A 20639-nucleotide genomic window follows, 5' to 3' on the forward strand; every position below is an offset into this window, starting at 1 on the left:
TGAGTTAACCCCATGATGCTACGAGAACTGGAAGCCTTTGAGGCCTGCTGGCTAGATCTTAAGGATATTTACCCCACCAGTGGCCAAGACAACACATTAATTGCTCACGCCATGGGGCAATTAGTCGATTTACTAGAGAAACCGGCCCGGGTGGAGCAAAACCTTCCTAGCCACCTAAAAACGCTGTTTCGGCAACTGGCACTGGCCTATTTCCGAGGCTACTCGCGCGAAGCAGGGGAGGCTGAGGCAGCCCTAGTCGACCGCTCGCCTGTTTCGCCACCCTGCCCTACCAGCGATCGCCAGCGTCGGCAGGAAATTTCGGCGGCGGTAGAGCGAGTGAAGGCACTGGCCCAAAAGACCCAGAGTCGCATGTGCACAGCGCGAGGGCAGGTAACCCACTGTGCCCTCTCTGAACTAGAAACCCTGGTCATTGACTTTCCAGAACACTGGCAACCGGTGGCCTAGCCCAGCCGGTGGCGATGCCCTGCCCCAAACCTCTGCTCTAAGCCCTCGAACCAGGCCCCTGAGATAGGGTGTAGCAAGGTATCTTAGTGCTATGGCCTACGAACCTTTGCACCACAAGTATCGCCCCCAGACCTTTGGCGCTCTGGTGGGGCAAGATGCGATCGCAACCACCCTGGCCAATGCCCTGCGCCAGCGGCGCATCGCTCCGGCCTACCTCTTCTGTGGCCCTCGGGGCACGGGCAAAACCTCCAGCGCCCGGATTCTGGCCAAATCGCTCAACTGCATCGCCCAAGACTACCCCACTCCAGAGCCCTGCGGCACCTGCGAAACCTGCCGCTCGATCACCAATGGCTCGGCCCTCGACTTTATTGAAATCGACGCCGCCAGCAACACCGGCGTCGACAACATCCGGGAGCTGATCGAGCGGGCCCAGTTTGCCCCGGTACAGTGCCGCTACAAGGTCTACGTGATCGACGAGTGTCACATGCTCAGTACGGCGGCGTTTAATGCGCTGCTCAAAACCCTAGAGGAACCGCCCAGTAATGTGGTGTTTATCCTCGCGACGACCGACCCCCAGCGGGTGCTGCCGACGATTATTTCTCGCTGCCAGCGGTTTGACTATCGGCGCATTCCCCTAGAGCCGATGATTGGCCACCTGCGAAAAATTGCCGATCTAGAAGAAATTGCCATTGACGACGACGCCCTGCGGCTGGTGGCCCAGGTGTCGCAAGGGGGGCTGCGCGACGCCCAAAGTTTGCTCGACCAGCTCAGTCTGCTAGAGCCACCGGTTAGTGCTGACGCCGTGTGGGACTTAGTCGGGGCCGTGCCCGAGCGGGATTTGCTGGCCCTCGTGCAGGCTATTCTCAGCGACGACAGCACCACCGTGCTCGACAGCGCCCGCAGACTGATGGATCGAGGCCGCGAGCCACTGATTGTGCTGCAGAACCTGGCCGGGTTCTACCGCGACCTGCTAATTGCTAAAACGGCGGGCGATCGCCAAGATTTAGTCGCCATTACGCCCCCCACCTGGGCCGACATGCAGGCGTTAGTCCAAAACCTGGATCCAAAACTTTTTTTGCTAGGGCAACAGCACCTGCGCGCCGCCGAAGGACAGGTCAAAAACACTACCCAACCTCGACTGTGGCTAGAGGTGACGCTGCTGGGGCTGCTGCCATCTACCCTGGCAGGGCAGGCAACGGGGGTATCTGCAGGTACGCCTGCGATCGCCTCTCCGCCCACAGCAGGCGCGATCGCCAAGCCAGCCCCACCCGTTAGTCCACTTCCCCCATCCGTGGCACCGCCCGTAGCCGATGCCTTAGACGTCCCCTCCCCAGCGGTAGAATCTGCCAATGGGGTAGCACCAGTAGCACCGGAAGCATCAAGGTCTGAGCCAGCTAATGGAGCAACGCCTGAGCCCCAAACCCCTGAGCCAGTCACCGCATCTAACTCACCCCCGCACAACGGTCAGAATGCTCCGCCTCCCGACTCCAGCACTACTCCAGTGCCCAACCTAGACCAGCTTTGGCTTCAGGTGATTGCGGTGCTAGAGCCCCTGGGCACTCGCGCCCTCATGCAGCAGCAGGGCAGCCTACTCTTTTTTGATGGCGTTGTCGCTCGGGTGGGCATCAGCTCTAGACCACTGTTTAAGATGGCCCAGGGCCGGGTGGAAAACGTCGAAGCGGCCTTCCAAAAAGTTTTGAGCCAAAAGGTGCAAGTTTCCCTGGAGGTGCTGCCCGACCCAAAGCCTGAGGCACCAGCCCCCACAATCGCCCAGGCCCCAAGCCAGGATATAGAACAGCGGCCAGCCCCCGTTGAGCTACCCCCTACCCCACTCCCCATTTCTGAGCCACCGGTCCCCGCCGCCCAAGCCGAGGTGAATCCGGTAGATACCCCGTCGCTGCCAGCGATCGCCAGCGACTTTGATCGAGCTGTCAAAAACTTTGCCCACTTTTTTAACGGTCAAGTTGTCGATTTAGACGATGGCCTCGGCATTGAAAACACACCACTTAAACCCTCTGAGGCAGCGGCTAAGCAGCCATCCCATCCAGACAAGGACGTGCCGTTTTAGAGGTTGATTTGAACATCTTCAATCCTGAAGGCTCACACGCATCCGGCTTGCCCAACCTCAATTCGAAGCCAATACCTGATAGCAAATCCGAACCGCATTACCCCGATTTCTAAATGGCCAAACCGTAGGAGCGTAAGCGTAACCAAGGAGGCTCTATCTTGGCATTATTCGCCCTGTTGCATCGGGGGCGATCAAGAAGGATTTATCCTGAAGATAGCCGTTCCCTAGCCCCTTTGGGGCGGCTTCACCAACGACTTTGCTCAGGAAACGGCTATGGCTGTTGTTATCGTTGGGGCTGCTGTGCTAGCGGTACAGACGATTGGTATGAGCTGAGACATCAGCCTAAAAGCTTTACTGAACCACTACAACGCGAATACCGTCGCTAGTCTGATTTTGGCTGATGCTCCTGATTACGCCTCCGGGTTCGTATTCAAGCGACACATCATCAATGCTCCGAACCTGGCCTTGGCTAAAGTAGCTAAAGCGTACATCGCCAATAGACGCTAGACGACCGCTGCTGAAATAGCTAAAGCGAATGCCGTTAATACTGCTGATTTGACCACCGCTGAAGTATTCAAAGCGAGCATCTCCAAGGGTACGGATGCGGCCATTGCTGAAGTAGGTAACCTCTGTAGTGAAGTCACGCTGGTCAATTGTCAGTTGACCATTGGCATAGACTTTAAAGCGCGCCCCAGGAACCGTGACAAAGGTACCTAATACATTTCCAAGGGCGTCTACATAGATTGCCTGAAAGCCTTCTTCTCCTAGCTCAAGGGCACTGTCCTGGTATTCAAAATTAGCTTGGGTGGGGTAGTTTTGGTTGGCCTCGGCTATCGTGCCTAGCCATGGACTGAATAGCAAGTTCGGGCTGGCGCTGATTCCTACTGCCACTTGGGCGACAGCTACACTCAGGGCTAAGCGGAAAAACATGCTATGTCTCATGGTGACAACTTCGGTTTGTCTAAATTTCTCAAACGCCCAGATTGACCTAAGCTTTTGGAACAGCTAATTTTCTCCTGGCTTACCCGCATCAGGGGCAATGAAGGTAGTCAGCTTAAAGGAGCAATGTGTCCTCTAGCCGCACCTACTCCTTACAAAGACGTTTTCTTTAACCAAAGGTGCCGCCGTTCCAGCCCCACATTGCGCCAGGGGCATCAACAAACTCAATATAGGTGCGATTCTTGGGCACTCCCAAGGCCGTTTCTAGCTGGGCGCAAAACTCCTCACTCATGGCGCGGGTTTTGGCGCTGCCCATGGTACCCACACTCTTAATTTCTACGTAGCAAACTGGGTCTGTGGTACCGCCAAAGGTCATTGGTACATTAGCCTCAAAGGCTGTCATGACGTAGGACTCAGGTTTGCCGAGATGCTCCGCTAGCCTAGCAGAAAGATCCTTGAGTAACCCCTCAACTTGAGCTTGATTGGGAGAAGGGATAGAGGTTTGCACTTTAATCAGCGGCATGGCAGCTGCAACCCGAAGTTTTCTTGAAGTAAGGCGAGTCTAGAGCAAGGGGGAACGATTGGCTCAACCCTGTTTCCCCCTGTTAAGCACTGGCGTAGTTAGACTCTCTAGCCGCCGTAGTTCCAGCCGGTGCTCTCCAGCAGGAGCGGTTCGCCATCGCGATGGACAGCAGCCCCAACGACCTCGCCCACAAAGACGGTGTGGTCGCCGTGCTCTACAGAGCCAACTACGCGGCACTCGACATAGCCTAAGGTGTCTTTGATGACGGGGCAGCCGGTTTGGGGGGCGGGGTAAAACTCAATGTCTTCAAACTTGTTACCGACCCGACGCAGGGGCTTAAAGAAATTTTGGGCCAGTTCTTTTTGCCCTGCCTCTAAAAAGCTGAGCGCAAATACACCGCTGGCTTTGACCATGGCGTGGGAGGTGGAGTCGTTCTTGACGCAGTTGACCACTAGGGGCGGCTCAAAGGAAGCCTGCATGACCCAACTGGCCGTGAAGCCATTGAGGTCTTCCCCGTTTTTAACGCCACAGATATAGAGGCCGTGGGGAATTTTGCGCAAAAGCGTCTTTTTAGCCTGTTCGTCTAGCACAGCGTACCTACGGAATGCGTCTCTAGAGCGAGTTTAATACAGCGATCGCATTCCTCTCTACCCAATTGGGCATAAAAAAGGGCGCACCGCAGTGCGCCCTGATTGTGAGTGATGTCTCAAAGACTATTTGTTGGGCTGGGGAGTCATGCGCAGGTAGGGCTTGATCTCGGTAACGCCCTTGGGAAAGCGCTGCTTAGCTTCTTCAGTAGGAATGGTGGGGGAGACCACAACGTCTTCGCCATCCTTCCAGTCAACGGGGGTCGCTACGCTGTAGTTGTCGGTGAGCTGCAGCGAGTCAATCACCCGCAAAATTTCGGCAAAGTTGCGCCCGGTGCTGGGCGGATAGGTGATGGTCAACCGCAACTTCTTGCTAGGGTCAATTACAAACACGCTGCGCACGGTTACTTTGGCGTTCGCGTTGGGGTGAATCATACCGTAGAGGTCAGAGACCTTTTTGTCGTCATCGGCAATGATGGGGTAGTTGACCGAAACACCCTGGGTTTCGTTGATATCGCCAATCCAGCCCTGGTGCGAGTCAGCGCTGTCTACGCTGAGAGCAATAACTTTAGCATTGCGCTTGTCAAACTCAGGCTTGAGCCTAGCCACGCTGCCTAGCTCGGTGGTGCAGACAGGGGTGTAGTCGGCGGGGTGAGAAAATAGCACCACCCAGCTATCGCCAGCCCAGCTGTAAAAATCAATCTCACCCTCGCTGGTCTGCTGGGTGAAGTTAGGTACCTGATCGCCAAGTTGAAGCGCCATCTCAAATCTCCGTTAGTCTGTGCAAAAAACGTTGCCTAGCGTTCACTTTCGCTATTCTCCCATAAACCCCGGTATTCCGGTCGGAGTTTAGAGGATTCTTTTAAGAATTGTAGCGCAAGCCCTTGGCAACGCGGCACCGGCACTGGTACCTGGTTGGTTCGCGCCCCACCTACTAAAAGGCACCCAGGAATCCCAGGTGCCTTTTAGCACTGTACTCTACCAGCAAAAGCCTGCAGCCAGCCCTGTGAAACGCTTGAGAAACTCTACACCTGGCGATCGAACACCTTGGGCGCGTAGGCACTGCACCCGTCGCAGGGGCCCATGGGGTTCATGGCACAGCGCAGATAGGGCGATCGCGCGTTGAGGTCGCAGGTGATGTCGCCAATCATGTAGCCCATGCCGTCGACGTAGTGCAGGTCAGTATTGTTGTCGAGCAGTTTGGCCATGCTCTGCCCCAGGGCCGTTGGCACCGCAGCACTGCCGCACTTCTCATTGCGGTCAGCACGAACGCTCATCCACGCTGACACAATCGCTGGGGTGAGACCGACCACAAAAATTAGGACAATGACGAGCATGAAACCGACTTAGAAACTAGCACGATCATCCTAACTCGATGAATCGGCTGGTCATCCGTCAGCAGCAGGGGATTGGTACATGCCGTTGCGTTACTTAGTCTTTCGCAATATTGACCGCCGACCGACTTTGCCTTGATTACGCTGGTGGATACAGCCTGCAGCGCTAATTGCGTTGGGCAGCAAGCGACGAAATAGCATCCAGAAAGTTCCCGTCTGGAGATGTTGTTTCGATAAATTTAGGGTTAGGCTTTGAAAGAGAACGGTTTTTGCCTCAGTTCTCGACCAAAACAGGGGTGTTTATCCATCACCTGAACAAGATCCTGAACTTTCCAGAACTTTCATGTATTGGCGGATTCTGTTCTATGACCGATTATCTAAACATCCTGTAGACTCGCGTGTGCTCCAAAGCTAAGACCGGGTAGGGCCACAGGACATTGTGGAGGTTCGCTCCTCAGTGATAGCGCCTTACCCGGCTTTTTATTTTTAAAAACCCATGCCGTCAGCCGTACCTAGCAGGGATTAGCCCGATCGCGTTGGCTCGGTAAAACAGAAACTTGCTACAGTCATTCGCCCCTTCTCCCGGCTGAGCCTTAGCTGGCGTGGCCTTTCGCTAAGTCGTTAGTTAAGAGAAGCTGCTCAGACGGCGGCTTCAGAGTCGCCATTGAACGAGTAAACGTTCAGCCACTCCTCAACAATGTAGGGCGCTACCACCAGTCGCGCGACAGTTCCGTTAGCTAAAGGCACAACCAGCGTGAGAGGGCCAGGGCGCTGAATATGGCTCAAGATCGTATCGATATCGTACTGAGCCACGTTCTCTGGCAAGTTTTGAGTTTGAGAATCGAGTGAGGGCACCGCTGCCCACTGAGTTGCAGTGCCAGTCTGCACCGATAGCTCACCCTGGCGATCGACCAGTCCTTGCCCCGGAAACCCTACCAACCTCAGGTATACGCCCTCTAAATGCCCTTCTCTATAGCGCTTGAAGACCGTTGCCTGCCAGGCCACCTCGTTTTGGTCACGCAAACTTTGGCGCGATCGATAGGTCGTTTGCCCTGGTTGTTCGTGGTAAGTATGCACAGAGGCCATTGCTGGCTCGGCTAAGGCCAGTAGCAGCAGACAGCCCAGCAGCAGGGCCAGAATTGTGAGCCGCAGGGCGCGCCAAAGATGAGACATGGCATGGAATGTGATGGGGTGGAAGGGTGAGGAATGCAAAGTTCAAAATGCAGAACTCAAATTTTGAATTCCCAACTTTGAATTTTGCACTGACCAAAGATCACCTCTCCCCTCCTGATCTTTAGTCTACAGCTGGCTCATCTGGTTCAGCGTCTGCCGGTACCCAGCGGCTTCGCCTCGCTGCAGGTAAAGCTGGGCGGCCTGCTCAAAGTCGCGGCGGGCACCGGCATCGTCGCCGAGGCGAGCGCGCACAACGCCCCGGTTGTAAAACAGCCTGGGGTCAGCACTGTTGGGAGCGCTGACAATAGCCTGGGTGAGATCTTGGTAGGCATTTTGAGCCTGGTTTACCTGCAGGTAGGCCGTCCCCCGAGCAGAATAGGCTTCTAAGTAATCAGGCTGTGCCGCTAGGGCCTGACTGTAGTCATCGATCGCGCCAAATACATCGCCCGTAGAGAGGCGGGCATCGCCTCGAGATTTAAAGGCAGCGGCATAGGTGGGATCTAGGAACAGAGCCTCGGTATAGTCTGCGATCGCAGCGGTAGCATCCCCCGCCTGCAGTAGGGCATCGCCTTTTTGCTTGTAGGCCATCGCTGAGTCAGGGTTGAGCTGCAGCACCCGAGCAAAATCTTGCTGGGCACCGCCTAGGTTGTCCTGAGCGGCGCGAATAGTGCCCCGACTCATATAGGCTTCGGTCAGGCTAGGGTTGAGTTCAATGGCGCGATCGAGGTCTTGCAGAGCACGGTTGATTCGCCCCTGGCGGTAGGACACATAGCTCCGGTTGAGGTAGGCCCGAGCCATATTGGGATCAAGCCGTACCGCCTGATTCAAATCATCGAGGGCAGCATCGTAGAGCCCGAGGTGGTAGTAGGCTACCCCGCGCCCCATGTAAGCCCTGGGCAGGTCGCCCTGTAGCTCAATGGCGCGGCTAAAGTCAGCTACGGCATCGCTGTAGTTGTTAACCCGCTCAAGGGCAAAGCCCCGCAGCACATAGGCCGAAGGGTTATCAGGGTCAAGCTCAATAGCGGTGGAAAAGTCTTCTAGTGCCAGGTCATTGCGACCCTGTTGCGAATCGATCAACCCTCGGTAGAGGTAGGCATCGACCGCATCGGGGTTAGCCTCTAGAGCCGCATTAAAGTCAGTCTGGGCCTCGGTAGAGTTGCCCTGCCGGTAGTAAACGCTACCCCGCGCAAAGAGGGCGTTGGCGTTACCAGGATCTAAACTTAGGGCTCGGTTCAGGTCGATTAGGGCTCGATCGTAGTTGTTTTGATCGGCGTAGATCAGGCCTCGATACAGATAAGCACCAGCCAGGGTTGGATCTTTTTCAAGGGCCATATCAAAGGCTGCGAGGGCGGCTTCATAGTCGCCGCTGTTGTAGCGCTCAACCCCCTGGTTGTAGGCCGCAACAGCCGTCAAGCCAGGTTCAGCCGCTTCAGGTTCGACTCCGGTCTCGGCTTCAGGCTCTAGCTCAACGTCGGGTGCGACCATGTCGGATTCGGTGGTCGGGGTTTGGGCATAGGCCCCCAGAGGCGTTACCCCTGTAGCCAACCCCAGGCCCAACAGCACAACTAAATAACGCAATTTCATGGCTTCCCCTCCACCGATGGTGTTTGCAGATTGAGTAGATTGGTGCCGCCCCTCAGAGGGGCCGTTGTTAGAGTACCCACCTACGTTTCTAGCGATTATGCCCTGGCGCTAATGATAGGTCAGCTTATTTAGGTTGAGAGACGGGTTTAAAGAGTTTTTTTTAGAATTGTAGGGTACTCGGCGGCGGCCTTGTCCATTTACGACAGCGGCGAGCAGCGGCAAGGAGAAAATATGGCGATCGCACGTTGGTCAATTGGTATTGTGCTGGGGGTCTTGCTGTGGCTGGGGCTAGGGCACTACGTTGAAGCCCAGAGCGAGGCCCGCATAGACTCGCGGTTAAACCGCCTAGAATCTGAGCTTGGACGGCTCAGGTCGCAGGTGAGACAGATAGAATCTCAGTTCTCCATTCCCAGCCGCCCGGCTCCCAATCTGCCCACCATTACCCCACCCGTGGCTGAGCCTTCCCTCGACGAGCAGTTCGACAACCTGGCCACCCTCGCGATCGAACTGAAGCAGCAGGTCAGGCAGCTTGAAACTCGAGTCACGCAGCTTGAAAGAGCGGGTTCCTAGCCCTAACCGACCGAACTTTGGTGAAAGAGGCTTACGGCTGGATCTTCACTAAATTTGCTGCTGCTGAGGTCAATGCTCTCACCTCTACAAACCCAGGTTGGCCTATCCAATCGGGGCTTCGCTAGCCAAGACTACTCTTGCCCAAAGTAGCGGTTCGATCGAATCAGTGTGGCAAGATAGCATCGGCGTTTGACGGGTACCCCGCTGTGATTTGGATTGACTGGGCCATTGTGGCCGTCTATATGGTCTTCAGCCTAGCTTTGGGTCTGTACCTCTCTCGCAAGGCAGCGGGGGGGCTGGTGGATTTTTTTGTGTCGGGGCGATCGCTGCCCTGGTGGCTGGCGGGCACCAGTATGGCGGCTACTACCTTCTCTATCGACACGCCGCTATACATCGCTGGCGTAGTCGGCACCCGAGGCATTGCCGGCAACTGGGAATGGTGGAGCTTTGGCATTGCCCACGTCGTGATGATCTACGTGTTTGCCCGGCTGTGGCGGCGTTCTGAAATCATCACCGATGCTGAGCTAACGGAGCTGCGCTACGGCGGGGCAACAGCGGCCTGGCTGCGGGGCATTAAAGCCTTTTTATTTGCGGTGCCGATCAACTGCATTGGCATTGGCTACGCCATGCTGGCCATGGTTAAAGTGATCGACGCCCTGCAAATTTGGCAGTCAGTTGGTATTGAACCCGGCGAAAGCTTGAAGCTGCTAAGCGTGGTCGGGGTCAGCGTGCTGGTGCTGATCTATGCCGGGTTTTCAGGGCTTTGGGGGGTGGTGGCAACTGACTTTTTCCAGTTCTTTTTGGCGCTGCTAGGGGCTGTAATTGTTGCCGTAGCGGCGGTGATTAATCTGGGCGGTATGGGCAGCCTGATTGACCAGGTGAAGGCCACCGGGGGCACCGATCTACTTGCTTTTGTGCCCCTAGAGCGGGGGGCGGGCGGCTGGTACCAGTGGAGCGAGACCGCAGGCATTTCTATCAGCACCTTTTTGGCCTACGTGACGCTGCAGTGGTGGGCCTTTCGCCGCAGCGACGGGGGCGGCGAATTTATTCAGCGCCTGGCTGCTTCTAAAGATGAGGCCGAGGCTGAAAAAGCCGCCTGGTTTTTCAACATTCTGCACTACGTCATTCGCACCTGGCCCTGGGTGGTAGTGGCCCTGGCGGCGGTGGTCATCTACCCCAATTTAGAAGACCGAGAGCTGGGCTACCCCATGCTGATGCTCGACTTCTTGCCGCCGGTGCTGCTGGGGCTGGTGGTGGCTTCGCTGATTGCCGCCTTTATGAGCACGGTTTCAACTCTAATTAACTGGGGTGCGTCGTACCTCACCAACGACCTGTATGGGCGGTTTGTGCGCCCCACTGCCACCGAAACCGAACTGGTCCTGGCGGGGCGAATCGCCTCAGTGGTGGTGACCGGCCTGGGGGCGATCGCCGCCTTCTACTCCCAGGATGTGGCCACGGTGTTTCGCCTGGTAATTGCGATCGGTACCGGGCCGGGCCTGGTACTCATTCTGCGCTGGTTCTGGTGGCGCATCAATGCCGCGGCTGAGCTAGCCGCCATGCTAGCCGGATTTGTGGTGGGTTTGGTAACCAGCGTCGTGCCCATTTTGACGATTACCGACTTTGGCCTGCGGCTGCTAAGCACCACCGCCATCACCACGGTAATTTGGGTCGCCGCCATGCTGCTTACCGCCCCTGAAAGTGACGCCACGCTGGATACTTTCTATAGCAAAGTACGCCCCGGCGGCCCCGGCTGGGCTCGCCAGCGCCAGCGTACCGGCCTTTGGCCTGCTCAAGCCCTGGACCGCGACCTGCTGAGGGCAGGATTTGCCCTACTGCTGCTGCTGGGGGCGATGCTGGGTGTCGGCGGCTTTTTGCTCTACCAACCCCTCACCGGCTGGTTTTGGCTGCTGATTGCAGTAGCTGGCTGGGTTGGCCTACGACGCATGGGCAAGACCGCGCTGCCCATGTCAAGGCCGGGGGTAGATGAGCCGCCGGGATGATGAGGATACGGGGAGATAAGCGATAAGATGAGAACATCAGTTACATCCCTTCACACGCGATCGCCCTATGTCGTTTTTCCGGTCTTATATTGCCCCTCTGCTAATTGTGCTGATTTTTGCGGTGGCGATGCTGGCGGTGAGCGCCCGTATCTTTTTACCCAGCGACATGATGGCCCCCGCGCCGATTGAAGAACCCATATCAGCGGCAAATGCTGCACCAATAGCCCAAACCGATGGGATGTTGCCAGAGTTATCAGAGCTGATTCACGGTCCTGAGAGCGATCGCGTTGCCGGTTAATCTGGCGCGGCAGGCTGTCTTCAAATTGTTACTAATTCAGCTAAAAGGAACCCCCTGGCAGACATGTTTACCAGGGGGTTCTAAACGTAGACTTTATGTAACCTTTTGCCTGTAACTCAACATATTGCCAGGAATAGAATGCCAACAGTAAATGGCTTGGGCAAGATGTTTTTGAAAGCGATTCGGAGACAGCAGCACTTTGACTGATTAACTTGAGAGTTTTCCTCAAGAAAGTTCCGATTAAATAGAGATGTTCAAATGCCGTCGTAAAGAAACCATCGCGTGGGGTTTATAGCGTCTCTGGGCATTTCTTACAGAGCTCTCTATCAGTTACAGAGAGGAAATATCAACAACCAAGTAAAGTGCTGCTGGTATTTGACGAAATAGATTCAGACGTTAACTCGATAACGTACCTCCTATTTAAAAGGACTGAACTATTTGATCTGTCAGGGGAAGCAATCAGGTTTTGGTGTCAGGTGATTCACTTCCTTATCTATTAAGATACTCCCCGAGCTTAGGCATGGCTAGTGATGATACCAAAGTTTATGGTTTGGTTAATGGCTGCTCTCATAGCTTTGGAAAAACCAGAATTTCAACTCTGCCTGGAACAGCCGGAACGCCTGTAGACAGGGCAGTGGAAGCAATGCTGCGGGTACGTTCAGACGCTACTATTGATAGGCGGCTATCTCAGTGGAGGTAGCCTGTTGGTTTAAGGCAATGGCCCAAGGGTAAGGAGCGATCGCAGTGACGCAGATAGAACAGATCACGGGAACCGGCATTTCTCTACGAGGAAACGACATCGACACCGATCGCATTATCCCGGCTCGATTTCTCAAATGCGTCACCTTTGACGGGTTAGGCGAGCAGGTGTTTGCCGACGACCGCGCCGCCTTAGAGGGCAGCCACCCCTTTGACCAGCCCCAGTACCAGAGCGCGACGATTTTAGTGGTGAACCGCAACTTTGGCTGCGGCTCTTCGCGGGAGCACGCTCCCCAGGCGATCGCCCGCTGGGGCATCAAAGCTGTGCTGGGCGAAAGCTTTGCCGAGATCTTTTTTGGCAACTGTGTTGCGATCGGCATTCCCTGCCTGACGGGCACCTCAGAGGTAGTGGGGCAGGTGCAGGCCGCCCTAGAAGCTGATCCAACCGCCGCAATCACCCTTGATCTGGTCTCGCAAACTGTACAGTTTGGCGCTAGAACCGAGACCGTAGCCATGCCTGAGGGTGTGCGTCAGGCCTTTTTGGCGGGCACCTGGGATGCCTGCGGCCAGCTGGTGGCCAACGCTGAAGCCATTCGCGCCACAGCGGCTCAGCTGCCCTACGTGGCCTGGTAATCGAAACACCTGACTAGAACCACAAACTACCCAAATCAAAAATTGCGGGTGCACGCCACCCGCGCCATACCGCCCATAGATTTGCAACGGCCTGTCGATCTTGCCGCCAAAATAGGCACTCTCTAGGGAGATCCCTCACCCCCGGCGCGGGCTGCTGCTATGGTTTCATCCGCTGTGCGATCGCTTACTCCCTGGTTGCCGTTAGAATCGGCGGCGCTGCCGGGCGCAACAGCCTCTACCCTGAGCAATACGGTGTGTCGTATGGCTTCTCTGGCGATGGAGCAGCCCGCCCTAGAGCAGGTACCGGCGGTAGCGGCGGCGCTAGAACGGCTGGTGGAGCAGAGTATGGCGCTGCGATCGCCCACAGGCGGTTGGCCCACTAACCTTCCCCAAACCCCAGAGAACCTCGGCGCTTACCTGAGCGAGGAAACCTGGGAACTCCTAGACGCCCTAGAGGCTGCCCAATCGGCTTCCCCACCAGCGACAGCGCCCGGTCTCATCCCCATCACCGTTCTGGTGCCCCACCTGCTGTGGATGCTGGCCAGCGGCGGCTACGAGGTCATGCGCCTAATTGAAGGGGTCCAGGCCAGCGTTGCTGGTCCGGATGGCCAAGGGGCAGCACACATTGTGCGTCTGGTGCCAGTGCTGATGCTCACTACCGAAGAAGCCCGCTACGCCCTCGATCTGGTTACCCAGAGCGACCCGGTGCCCTCCCTTCACCTGGCTGAGACGACTGACCTGCGCCTGCTAGACAATGACCTAGACAATCGCTCCTGGCGCTGTCAAGATCTGCTGGAGCAAGTGGCCCAGATCCTCAGCTATGCCCAGCCAGGCCTGGCTCCTTTACTGGGCGATCGCTGCTCTGTCGAAGCCCTGCGGCCCTTTCAGCCCTGGCAGCCCGCTACCCTCAGCCTGCACCTCCACCTGGCCCAAATGGCGGCCCCATCGCAACCGCGTCCCTCAAGTAGCCCCGTGGCCACTCCCAACGCGCTCTACCTGCCGCCAGACGAGACGCAACGTTCTAGAGCTGAGGCAGGCTTCACCCTCGACGATTTTGCCAGCACGCTAATCGAAGACCCTGGTGATGCTACGGCAGGGGTGTTAGGCAACTGGCTAACATTTACCGATGAAAGTTGGATTCAGACCTTTCTAAGCACCTACGCCCAGCGCGCGATCGCCCAAAACTTGCTCCAAATAGCGCTAGCTGGCAGCGCTACGTCAGAGCAGCTGCGCCAGCGCGAAGCCTTCTGCAACCTCATTACCTACACCGCCACCGACCTGGTGCAGGGGGCCAATGGCCTGTTTAAACACACCTTTGTGCACGAGCCGGTGCTGGTCGCCGACCTGTGGCCCCGGCTGCGCTGGTACCTGGCCCAAAGTTCAGAACGCGTGATGCAGTTAATGGGTGGAGTCTCGGCCCAGGTGCTACCCCCCGGCCTGGGCTGGCAGCAGGGCAGCCTCTACCTGCGCCCGCTGATGCAGCTGACAACTCCTCACCGCAGCTGGATTCTCGACCTAAGCCGAGGGCGACTGCTGCCCACCAGCCCCCTGGCCCTACCCACCGATGCCGCCGTAGACATAGCCGACGCCCCCTGGCGCAATCCGCTTACCGTGGCCGATCTAGACGCCCTCATCGATCGCGACCTGGGCACCTCTACCCCAGCCATTGCCGCTATGCGCCAAGGCACCCCCATTCACCTGCACAGGCTCGATGCCGACTCCGGCTGCCAGGCGGGCCAGCTCACTCTAGACTGGTGTTTCACCCTACAAACCACTCTGTAAAAAGTCTGTCAATGCCGTCTGTCAGCAGGGTCGCTCAAAACAATCCCTTCCCAGTAACACGGTGGTTGTAGCGGTTGCAAGGCCGTAAGTTTTATGGCGTTTTTACGGGATATCGTTCCGCGGCAAAGCTTAGATCGCCTAGAGTGAGATCGAACGTGGCGCATCCAAAGGCGTTTGATATCGTGTCTTCAGAGCTGACTCCAGGGCCTATCTACCTCTACAGCATTTGCCCCCGACCGCAGCAGCCCCTAACGCTACCCCTGGGGCTAGCCGAGCCTACCCAGCTGATTGCCGTCAACAACATTGCCGCCGTAGTCGAAACCGGCGTTGACCTAGAAACTCTGCAAACCGACGAGCCACGCCTGTTAAATGCCGTGCTCAGCCACGATCGCGTTATCTGTGAGCTGTTTCAAACCACGCCGTTGCTGCCCCTGCGGTTTGGCACTCAGATTGCCTCCCTCGACCATCTCAAGGCCCACCTGGCAACCCAGGGTGCAGACTACGCCGCTAAGCTTGAAACCCTGGCTCCAAAAGCTGAGTACCAGCTCAAGCTGATTGCCCAAACGGTTGAGCTACCGCCCGTGACCGCAGGCCTAACCGGGCGCGACTACTTTTTGGCCAAAAAGCAGCGCATTCAAGACCAAACCACCAGCCAAGAACAGCAGCAGGCCGAACTCAGCCAGGTGCTCGACCACATCTACAGCGCCTATAGCGACTGTGTTGAAGCCGAAGGCCCCGCCGGGGAAGCCCGCGTCTACATCCTGGTCGATCGCGGAGATGAAACGCTATCGCAGCGGGTGGAGGAGTGGCGATCGCAGACCCCCCACTGGAGCCTCGTTCTCAGTGAGCCGCTCCCCCCGTACCACTTTGTCTAGCGATTTTGGGTTTAGATTTTAGATTTTTTGAGGCCCACCCCAATCCAAAAGCCAAAATCGCAAACCCAAAATCGCTACGGCCCGACCTGAAACTCTGGATACGCCTCCATCGCGTGCTCGCCCAGGTCAAGGCCTTGAATTTCTTCGGCTTCAGAAACCCGAATGCCCACCGTGGCCCGCAGAGCCAGCCAGCACACCAGGCTAAAGGTCACCGTAAACGCCCCTACCACGACAATGCCCAACAGCTGCACCAACACCTGCTGAATGCCGCCGCCCATCAACAACCCAGCCAGGGGGCCAGACTCCTGGTCATACCAGGGAAAAACGCCAGGGGTAACGCTAAACAAGCCCAGGGCCAGAGTGCCCCACAGGCCGCACACCAGGTGCACCGAAACCGCCCCCACCGGATCGTCAATTTTGAGCCCGTCTAGTAGCGTGACCGAGAACACCACAATAACGCCTCCCACCAGGCCAATGAGCGCTGCGCTTCCCAAGGTCACGTAGGCACAGGATGCGGTCACCGATACTAACCCCGCCAGCACGCCGTTGATAATCATCGACAGGTCGGGCTTGCTGAGATAGATCCAGGAGGTGACGGTAGCCGCTAGCCCTCCCAGGGCAGCCGCAATATTAGTTGTCACCACAATGTGGCTAATGGCAAAGGGATCGGCGGCCATTGTAGATCCGGGGTTAAAGCCAAACCAGCCCAGCCACAGAATGAGACAGCCCAGAGCCGAAATACTCAGGTTGTGCCCCGGCATCGCCACTGGGCGTGCCTGAAAACGGCCTCGTCGCGGCCCCAGCAAGATTGCCCCAATCAGCGCCGCCCAGCCGCCCACGGAATGCACGACCGTCGACCCGGCAAAGTCGTAGAAACCCAGGTTAGACAGCATCCCGTCGCCCCAGATCCAGTGGCCTGTGATCGGGTAGGAGATGCCCACCAGCAGCAGGCTAAAGATGAAGAAGGCCAGAAACTTAATTCGCTCGGCCACTGCCCCAGAGACAATAGTAGCCGCCGTACCCGCAAAGGCGAGCTGAAAGAAAAATTTAGCGTTTAAGGGCACTCCAGCCCAGCTCAGAGCATTAAAGGTGCCCCGATAGGCTTCACCAACGGCAGGGCTATTGTCGGCTCCCTGCAGCAAAAACCCCGAAAGACCAAACAGGGGATTGCCGTTACCAAACATGAGGCCGAAGCCCATTACCCAAAACGCTAGGGTCGAAAGGCCAAACACAATCAGGTTTTTGGCCAGCAGGTTGACGGCATTTTTGCTGCGGCAAAAACCGGTTTCGAGCATACAAAAACCAGCGTTCATAAAGAACACTAGAAACCCGGCTACCAGTACCCACACCGTATCTAGGGCGACTTGAAGGTCAGTGGTGCTAACCCCCTGGGCCAGAGCAGCCGGGCAAAGCATTAATAAATTACCCAATGTTAGCCAGGGCACATAGCGCCATCGCCCTCCCGGCTTTCCCAGCGGATGCAGTGGTTGTTTCAAGGCCCATTCCTGCGGCTGCAGCATAACTCGACGTGTCTCCCAATCGGCTTTCTCTAATAAGCCCATAGGTTGCCACGAATTACTGTTAGTGGTGCAAGTTTTTATACCGCTGTCAGCCTCGCCGAAGAAACGCGGGCCTGATTCACAGGACCGTACCTTTAGGCGATAGCAGCTTAGCCGTAGTCAGGCTCAATCCCGGAAACTGAGGAGAACGCAGTAGTGCCTCTCCTTGCAACTCCTGAGCTTCGTATAGGCCATCCACCAGCGTCAGCACTGTCACCACAGCCTTGGCCGGGTCAACAATCCAATACTCTGGAATGCCCCGAGCCGCATACTCCGATCGCTTGTAGCGGTAGTCTCGGTCTTCATTGACTTTGCCGGGCGAAACCACCTCAACCACCAACAGAGGCGATGGCATGTCTTCAGTAATCGTGCTGCGACCCGTGTCTTCTAACAAGGCCGCCAAGTCTTCGCCCAACACCAGCAAATCTGGAATCCGCACTCGTCCAGATACCACAATTTCGGTATCCATTCGGCGCAACCAGTGCAAGGGCAAGACTTGCAAGAGCTGTTGCAACAGAAATAATGAGACCAAAACATTTCGCGAACTCTCGGGCGGCATCTCGATCACGTCCCCATCCACAAATTCGCAACGGGCATCTGAGTCTGTTTCCAGACTTAAGAAATCCGCCAGAGAGAGCTTAGTAGCAACCATCGATAACCCCAGGCAACCGTAGGGTGGGCACTGCCCACCAGGATAGAATCAGCCGATAGCCGATTCCCTAACCCCAATTCTACTCGTCGGCCTCGGGGTCGTAGGTAGAGGCGATCGCCAGTTCCTTGAGCTGAGCTTCGTCTACGCCTGAAGGGGCCTGGGTGAGCAGACAGCGGGCCTGCTGGGTTTTGGGGAAAGCGATCGCATCGCGAATCGACTCCTCACCCGCCATCAGCATGACGATGCGGTCTAGCCCGTAGGCAATGCCGCCGTGGGGCGGAGTGCCGTACTCAAAGGCTTCGAGTAAAAAGCCAAACTTGTCGCGGGCCTCTTCTTCCCTCAACCCAATGGCTTCAAACACCTGACTCTGCACCTCGGGCTGGTAGATGCGCAGGCTGCCACCGCCGATTTCGTAGCCGTTGAGCACCATGTCGTAGGCGATCGCGCGGGCGGTCTTCAGGTCGTCAACATCCTCAGGATTGGGTGCCGTGAAGGGGTGGTGCAGGGCTTCGAGGCGCTGCTCGTCGGCGTTCCACTCGAACATGGGGAAGTCGGTCACCCAGAGCAAGTTCAGGCTGTCTGTGGGGATCAGGTTCATTTCACGGGCGATCGCCTGCCGCAGGCGGTCGAGAGTGGCATTTACGGTATCGGTTGGCCCCGCCCCAAACAGCAGCAGGGTGCCGTCGGTCGCCCCAGTGCGGCGCAGCAGTTCCGCCATTTGCTCAGGGCCGAGGTTGTCTTTAATCGCCCCGATGGTGTCTACTGCGCCATCGGCCCGCACCCGCACGTAGGCGAGACCTCTGGCCCCGGCATCGGCAGCAATTCTGAACAGGTCGCCGCCGGGCTTGATGCGCACGTTGGAGATTTGGTCATTGCCGTTGGGAATGGGCAGCACTTTGACGATGCCGCCGTCGGCCACCGCGCCAGAAAATACCTTAAAGCCGCAGTCCTTCACCAGGTCAGACACATCGACTAGCTCCAGGCCGTAGCGGGTGTCGGGCTTGTCGCTACCGTAGCGATCCATCGCTTCGGCGTAGGTCAGCCGGGGAAAGGGGCGAGGAATGTCGATGCCCTTCACGGCTTTAAAGATGTGGGCCACCAGCGCTTCGTTGAGATCCAGAATCTCGTCCTGGGTCATAAAGCTCATTTCCATGTCGAGCTGGGTGAACTCGGGCTGGCGATCGGCGCGTAGGTCCTCGTCGCGAAAGCAGCGGGCGATCTGGTAGTAGCGATCGATCCCCGACACCATCAACAGTTGTTTAAACAGCTGAGGCGACTGGGGCAGAGCATAAAACTCGCCGGGGTTGACCCGCGAGGGCACTAAATAATCGCGCGCGCCTTCTGGAGTAGAGCGGGTAAGAATGGGAGTTTCGACTTCGTAGAAGCCTTCTTGATCTTCTAAAAAGCGGCGAATGGCTTTGGTCACCTCGTGGCGAATGCGCATGTTCTGGGCCATGCGATCGCGCCGCAGATCCAGATAGCGATAGCGCAGCCGCAGGTCTTCGCGCACCATCTCAGAGTCGGCGGTGGACACCTGAAAGGGCAGGGGCTTGCGCACTGCGTTGAGCAGCTCAATGGTGTCGGCGTAGATTTCCACTTCCCCAGTGGGCAGTTTGGGGTTGACAGAGCCTTCCTGGCGCTGGCTGACTCGACCCTCGATTTTGACTACGTACTCGTTGCGCAGCTGTTCGGCCTGGGGATAGGATGCCGGGGTGCGCTCGGGGTCGCTGACAATTTGAACAACGCCCGTGCGATCGCGCAAGTCCACAAAAATAACGCCCCCGTGGTCGCGGCGGCGATCGACCCAGCCGAACAGGGTAACGGTACTGCCAATGTCGCTGGCCCGCAGGGTGCCGCAGTAGTGGGTGCGCATAGTGAGCTGCTTATATTTCAAATTTCAAAACCTTCCCATTATCTAGGATAGTGGCTGAGCTTGAAAGCAAATTTTTTGAGCAATTTGCGGTGGCCTTTAAGTCAGCGTTTCCTGAGCAAAATCAGAGGTCTTACAGCTAGGTGATACCAACACGCCGTGTCCCCAGACGAGAAAGGGAACATTGGCCTACAGTCGAATAGAGGCTTTGATTCGACAACGGCAGGTTTGAGGATATAGCTATGGTTCGGGTGCGGTGCGGGCAACAGTGGATAGCCGATATAGACGCGATCGTCTTTGATAAGGATGGCACCCTGGCCAACTCCCATCAACTGCTGCACCGCACGGCTCTGGCGCGGGCAGAAGCCTGTGCAACAGCGGTAGGGGCCGACGATGAAATGGTACAGGCCTTACTGACCTGCTTTGGAGTTTCCCCCCAGGGCATAGATCCCGATGGACTGATGGCAGCGGGCACGCGCGAGGCCAATCGGCAGGGGGCCATAACGGTATTGGTGCAAGCGGGTTATCCCCAAGAAAAAGTGACGGCGCTGGTAGCCGACTGCTTTGCGGCAGTGAATGCAGCCCGCAACGGCAAAGCGGCCCACACGCCACCCTTTGAGGGCACAGCAGCTATGCTCAAGCGGTTGCACCAGAGCCCCTTGAAACTAGGGGTGCTGTCGTCCGACAGCCCGGCCTATGTAGAAGAATTTTTGCGCTACTACGACCTGATGCCCTGGGTGGATGAGTGGCAGGGTACAAAGCCAGAGGATCCACCCAAGCCAGACCCGACGCTGCTGGAGCAGGTGTGCGATCGCCTCCAGGTCTCAGTGGCACGTACCCTAGTCATTGGCGATAGCTGGGCCGATCTAGCCCTGGCAGAACGGGCTAAAGCAGCGGGCTTTGTTTCAGTGTCAGAGCCCTGGGGGCGATCGCCTGTCCCCGGCGCTACCCTAGTACTTAGCGATTGGGATGACCTTGAAGTCAACGCCTGAGCTTTACTCCCCTCCCGAAAGTGGTAGGGGTGGGGC

The 20639-nt window shown here is 56.9% G+C and carries 19 protein-coding genes; 9 read left to right on the forward strand and 10 right to left on the reverse strand.

What is annotated here, in order from left to right; genetic code table 11:
- The first annotated feature begins 12 nt into the window (after window positions 1-12).
- Entirely contained in the window at window positions 13-465 is a 453-nt protein-coding gene (locus tag IQ265_RS23330; protein WP_194058060.1) for a hypothetical protein, read from the forward strand.
- Window positions 466-556: 91 nt separating this feature from the next.
- On the forward strand, window positions 557-2533 hold the full coding sequence (locus tag IQ265_RS23335; RefSeq protein ID WP_194058062.1) for a DNA polymerase III subunit gamma/tau: 1977 nt from the start codon (window positions 557-559) through the stop codon (window positions 2531-2533).
- Window positions 2534-2884: 351 nt separating this feature from the next.
- Here the strand turns inward: IQ265_RS23335 and IQ265_RS23340 are convergent, their stop codons facing one another.
- The 7 genes from IQ265_RS23340 to IQ265_RS23370 all read right to left on the reverse strand — a co-directional run bounded on the left by IQ265_RS23340 (window position 2885) and on the right by IQ265_RS23370 (window position 8673).
- Window positions 2885-3463 carry a hypothetical protein gene (locus IQ265_RS23340; RefSeq protein WP_194058063.1) on the reverse strand — a complete coding sequence of 193 codons (579 nt, stop codon included), beginning with the start codon at window positions 3461-3463 and terminating at the stop codon, window positions 2885-2887.
- A 178-nt stretch (window positions 3464-3641) separates the two neighbouring features.
- The gene (locus IQ265_RS23345; RefSeq protein ID WP_194058064.1) at window positions 3642-3995 is read right to left on the reverse strand and encodes a phenylpyruvate tautomerase MIF-related protein; all 354 of its coding nucleotides are present in this window, start codon (window positions 3993-3995) and stop codon (window positions 3642-3644) included.
- A 107-nt stretch (window positions 3996-4102) separates the two neighbouring features.
- A complete protein-coding gene (locus tag IQ265_RS23350) occupies window positions 4103-4585 on the reverse strand; it encodes a flavin reductase family protein (protein WP_194058065.1) in 483 nt (160 codons plus the stop codon).
- Window positions 4586-4708: 123 nt separating this feature from the next.
- Window positions 4709-5344, reverse strand: a complete 636-nt coding sequence (locus tag IQ265_RS23355; RefSeq protein WP_194058066.1) for a peroxiredoxin — start codon at window positions 5342-5344, stop codon at window positions 4709-4711.
- 263 nt (window positions 5345-5607) lie between these two features.
- Window positions 5608-5919, reverse strand: a complete 312-nt coding sequence (locus IQ265_RS23360; RefSeq protein WP_194058067.1) for a DUF6464 family protein — start codon at window positions 5917-5919, stop codon at window positions 5608-5610.
- A gap of 636 nt (window positions 5920-6555) precedes the next feature.
- On the reverse strand, window positions 6556-7089 hold the full coding sequence (locus IQ265_RS23365; RefSeq protein ID WP_194058068.1) for a DUF3122 domain-containing protein: 534 nt from the start codon (window positions 7087-7089) through the stop codon (window positions 6556-6558).
- A 126-nt stretch (window positions 7090-7215) separates the two neighbouring features.
- Complete coding sequence (locus IQ265_RS23370; RefSeq protein ID WP_194058069.1) at window positions 7216-8673, reverse strand: tetratricopeptide repeat protein; 1458 nt, start codon at window positions 8671-8673, stop codon at window positions 7216-7218.
- Between the two features lie 189 nt (window positions 8674-8862).
- Here IQ265_RS23370 and IQ265_RS23375 point away from each other — a divergent pair, with 189 nt between their 5' ends.
- The 6 genes from IQ265_RS23375 to IQ265_RS23400 all read left to right on the forward strand — a co-directional run bounded on the left by IQ265_RS23375 (window position 8863) and on the right by IQ265_RS23400 (window position 15530).
- Entirely contained in the window at window positions 8863-9243 is a 381-nt protein-coding gene (locus IQ265_RS23375; RefSeq protein WP_194058071.1) for a hypothetical protein, read from the forward strand.
- Window positions 9244-9449: 206 nt separating this feature from the next.
- Window positions 9450-11243 (forward strand): sodium:solute symporter family protein, encoded by a 1794-nt coding sequence (locus IQ265_RS23380; protein WP_194058073.1) that lies wholly within the window; start codon window positions 9450-9452, stop codon window positions 11241-11243.
- Window positions 11244-11310: 67 nt separating this feature from the next.
- Window positions 11311-11541, forward strand: coding sequence for a hypothetical protein (locus IQ265_RS23385; protein WP_194058075.1), 231 nt, complete (start codon window positions 11311-11313; stop codon window positions 11539-11541).
- Window positions 11542-12285: 744 nt separating this feature from the next.
- Entirely contained in the window at window positions 12286-12873 is a 588-nt protein-coding gene (gene leuD / locus IQ265_RS23390; protein WP_194058077.1) for a 3-isopropylmalate dehydratase small subunit, read from the forward strand.
- Between the two features lie 159 nt (window positions 12874-13032).
- On the forward strand, window positions 13033-14655 hold the full coding sequence (locus tag IQ265_RS23395) for a hypothetical protein (RefSeq protein WP_194058079.1): 1623 nt from the start codon (window positions 13033-13035) through the stop codon (window positions 14653-14655).
- A gap of 182 nt (window positions 14656-14837) precedes the next feature.
- Window positions 14838-15530: a GvpL/GvpF family gas vesicle protein gene (locus tag IQ265_RS23400; RefSeq protein WP_194058081.1), complete on the forward strand. Its 693-nt coding sequence runs from the start codon at window positions 14838-14840 to the stop codon at window positions 15528-15530.
- Between the two features lie 74 nt (window positions 15531-15604).
- Here the strand turns inward: IQ265_RS23400 and IQ265_RS23405 are convergent, their stop codons facing one another.
- From IQ265_RS23405 to aspS, 3 genes are all read right to left on the reverse strand, one after another.
- Window positions 15605-17092 (reverse strand): ammonium transporter, encoded by a 1488-nt coding sequence (locus IQ265_RS23405; RefSeq protein ID WP_278002842.1) that lies wholly within the window; start codon window positions 17090-17092, stop codon window positions 15605-15607.
- Window positions 17093-17168: 76 nt separating this feature from the next.
- Window positions 17169-17741, reverse strand: coding sequence for a Uma2 family endonuclease (locus IQ265_RS23410; protein WP_194058083.1), 573 nt, complete (start codon window positions 17739-17741; stop codon window positions 17169-17171).
- A gap of 79 nt (window positions 17742-17820) precedes the next feature.
- Window positions 17821-19614: an aspartate--tRNA ligase gene (gene aspS / locus IQ265_RS23415; protein ID WP_194058085.1), complete on the reverse strand. Its 1794-nt coding sequence runs from the start codon at window positions 19612-19614 to the stop codon at window positions 17821-17823.
- A gap of 239 nt (window positions 19615-19853) precedes the next feature.
- Between aspS and IQ265_RS23420 the strand changes: the two genes are divergently transcribed.
- The gene (locus tag IQ265_RS23420; protein ID WP_194058087.1) at window positions 19854-20603 is read left to right on the forward strand and encodes an HAD family hydrolase; all 750 of its coding nucleotides are present in this window, start codon (window positions 19854-19856) and stop codon (window positions 20601-20603) included.
- Window positions 20604-20639: the final 36 nt, after the last annotated feature.

The sequence above is a fragment of the Nodosilinea sp. LEGE 06152 genome (assembly GCF_015207525.1).
Taxonomy (GTDB): domain Bacteria; phylum Cyanobacteriota; class Cyanobacteriia; order Phormidesmidales; family Phormidesmidaceae; genus Nodosilinea.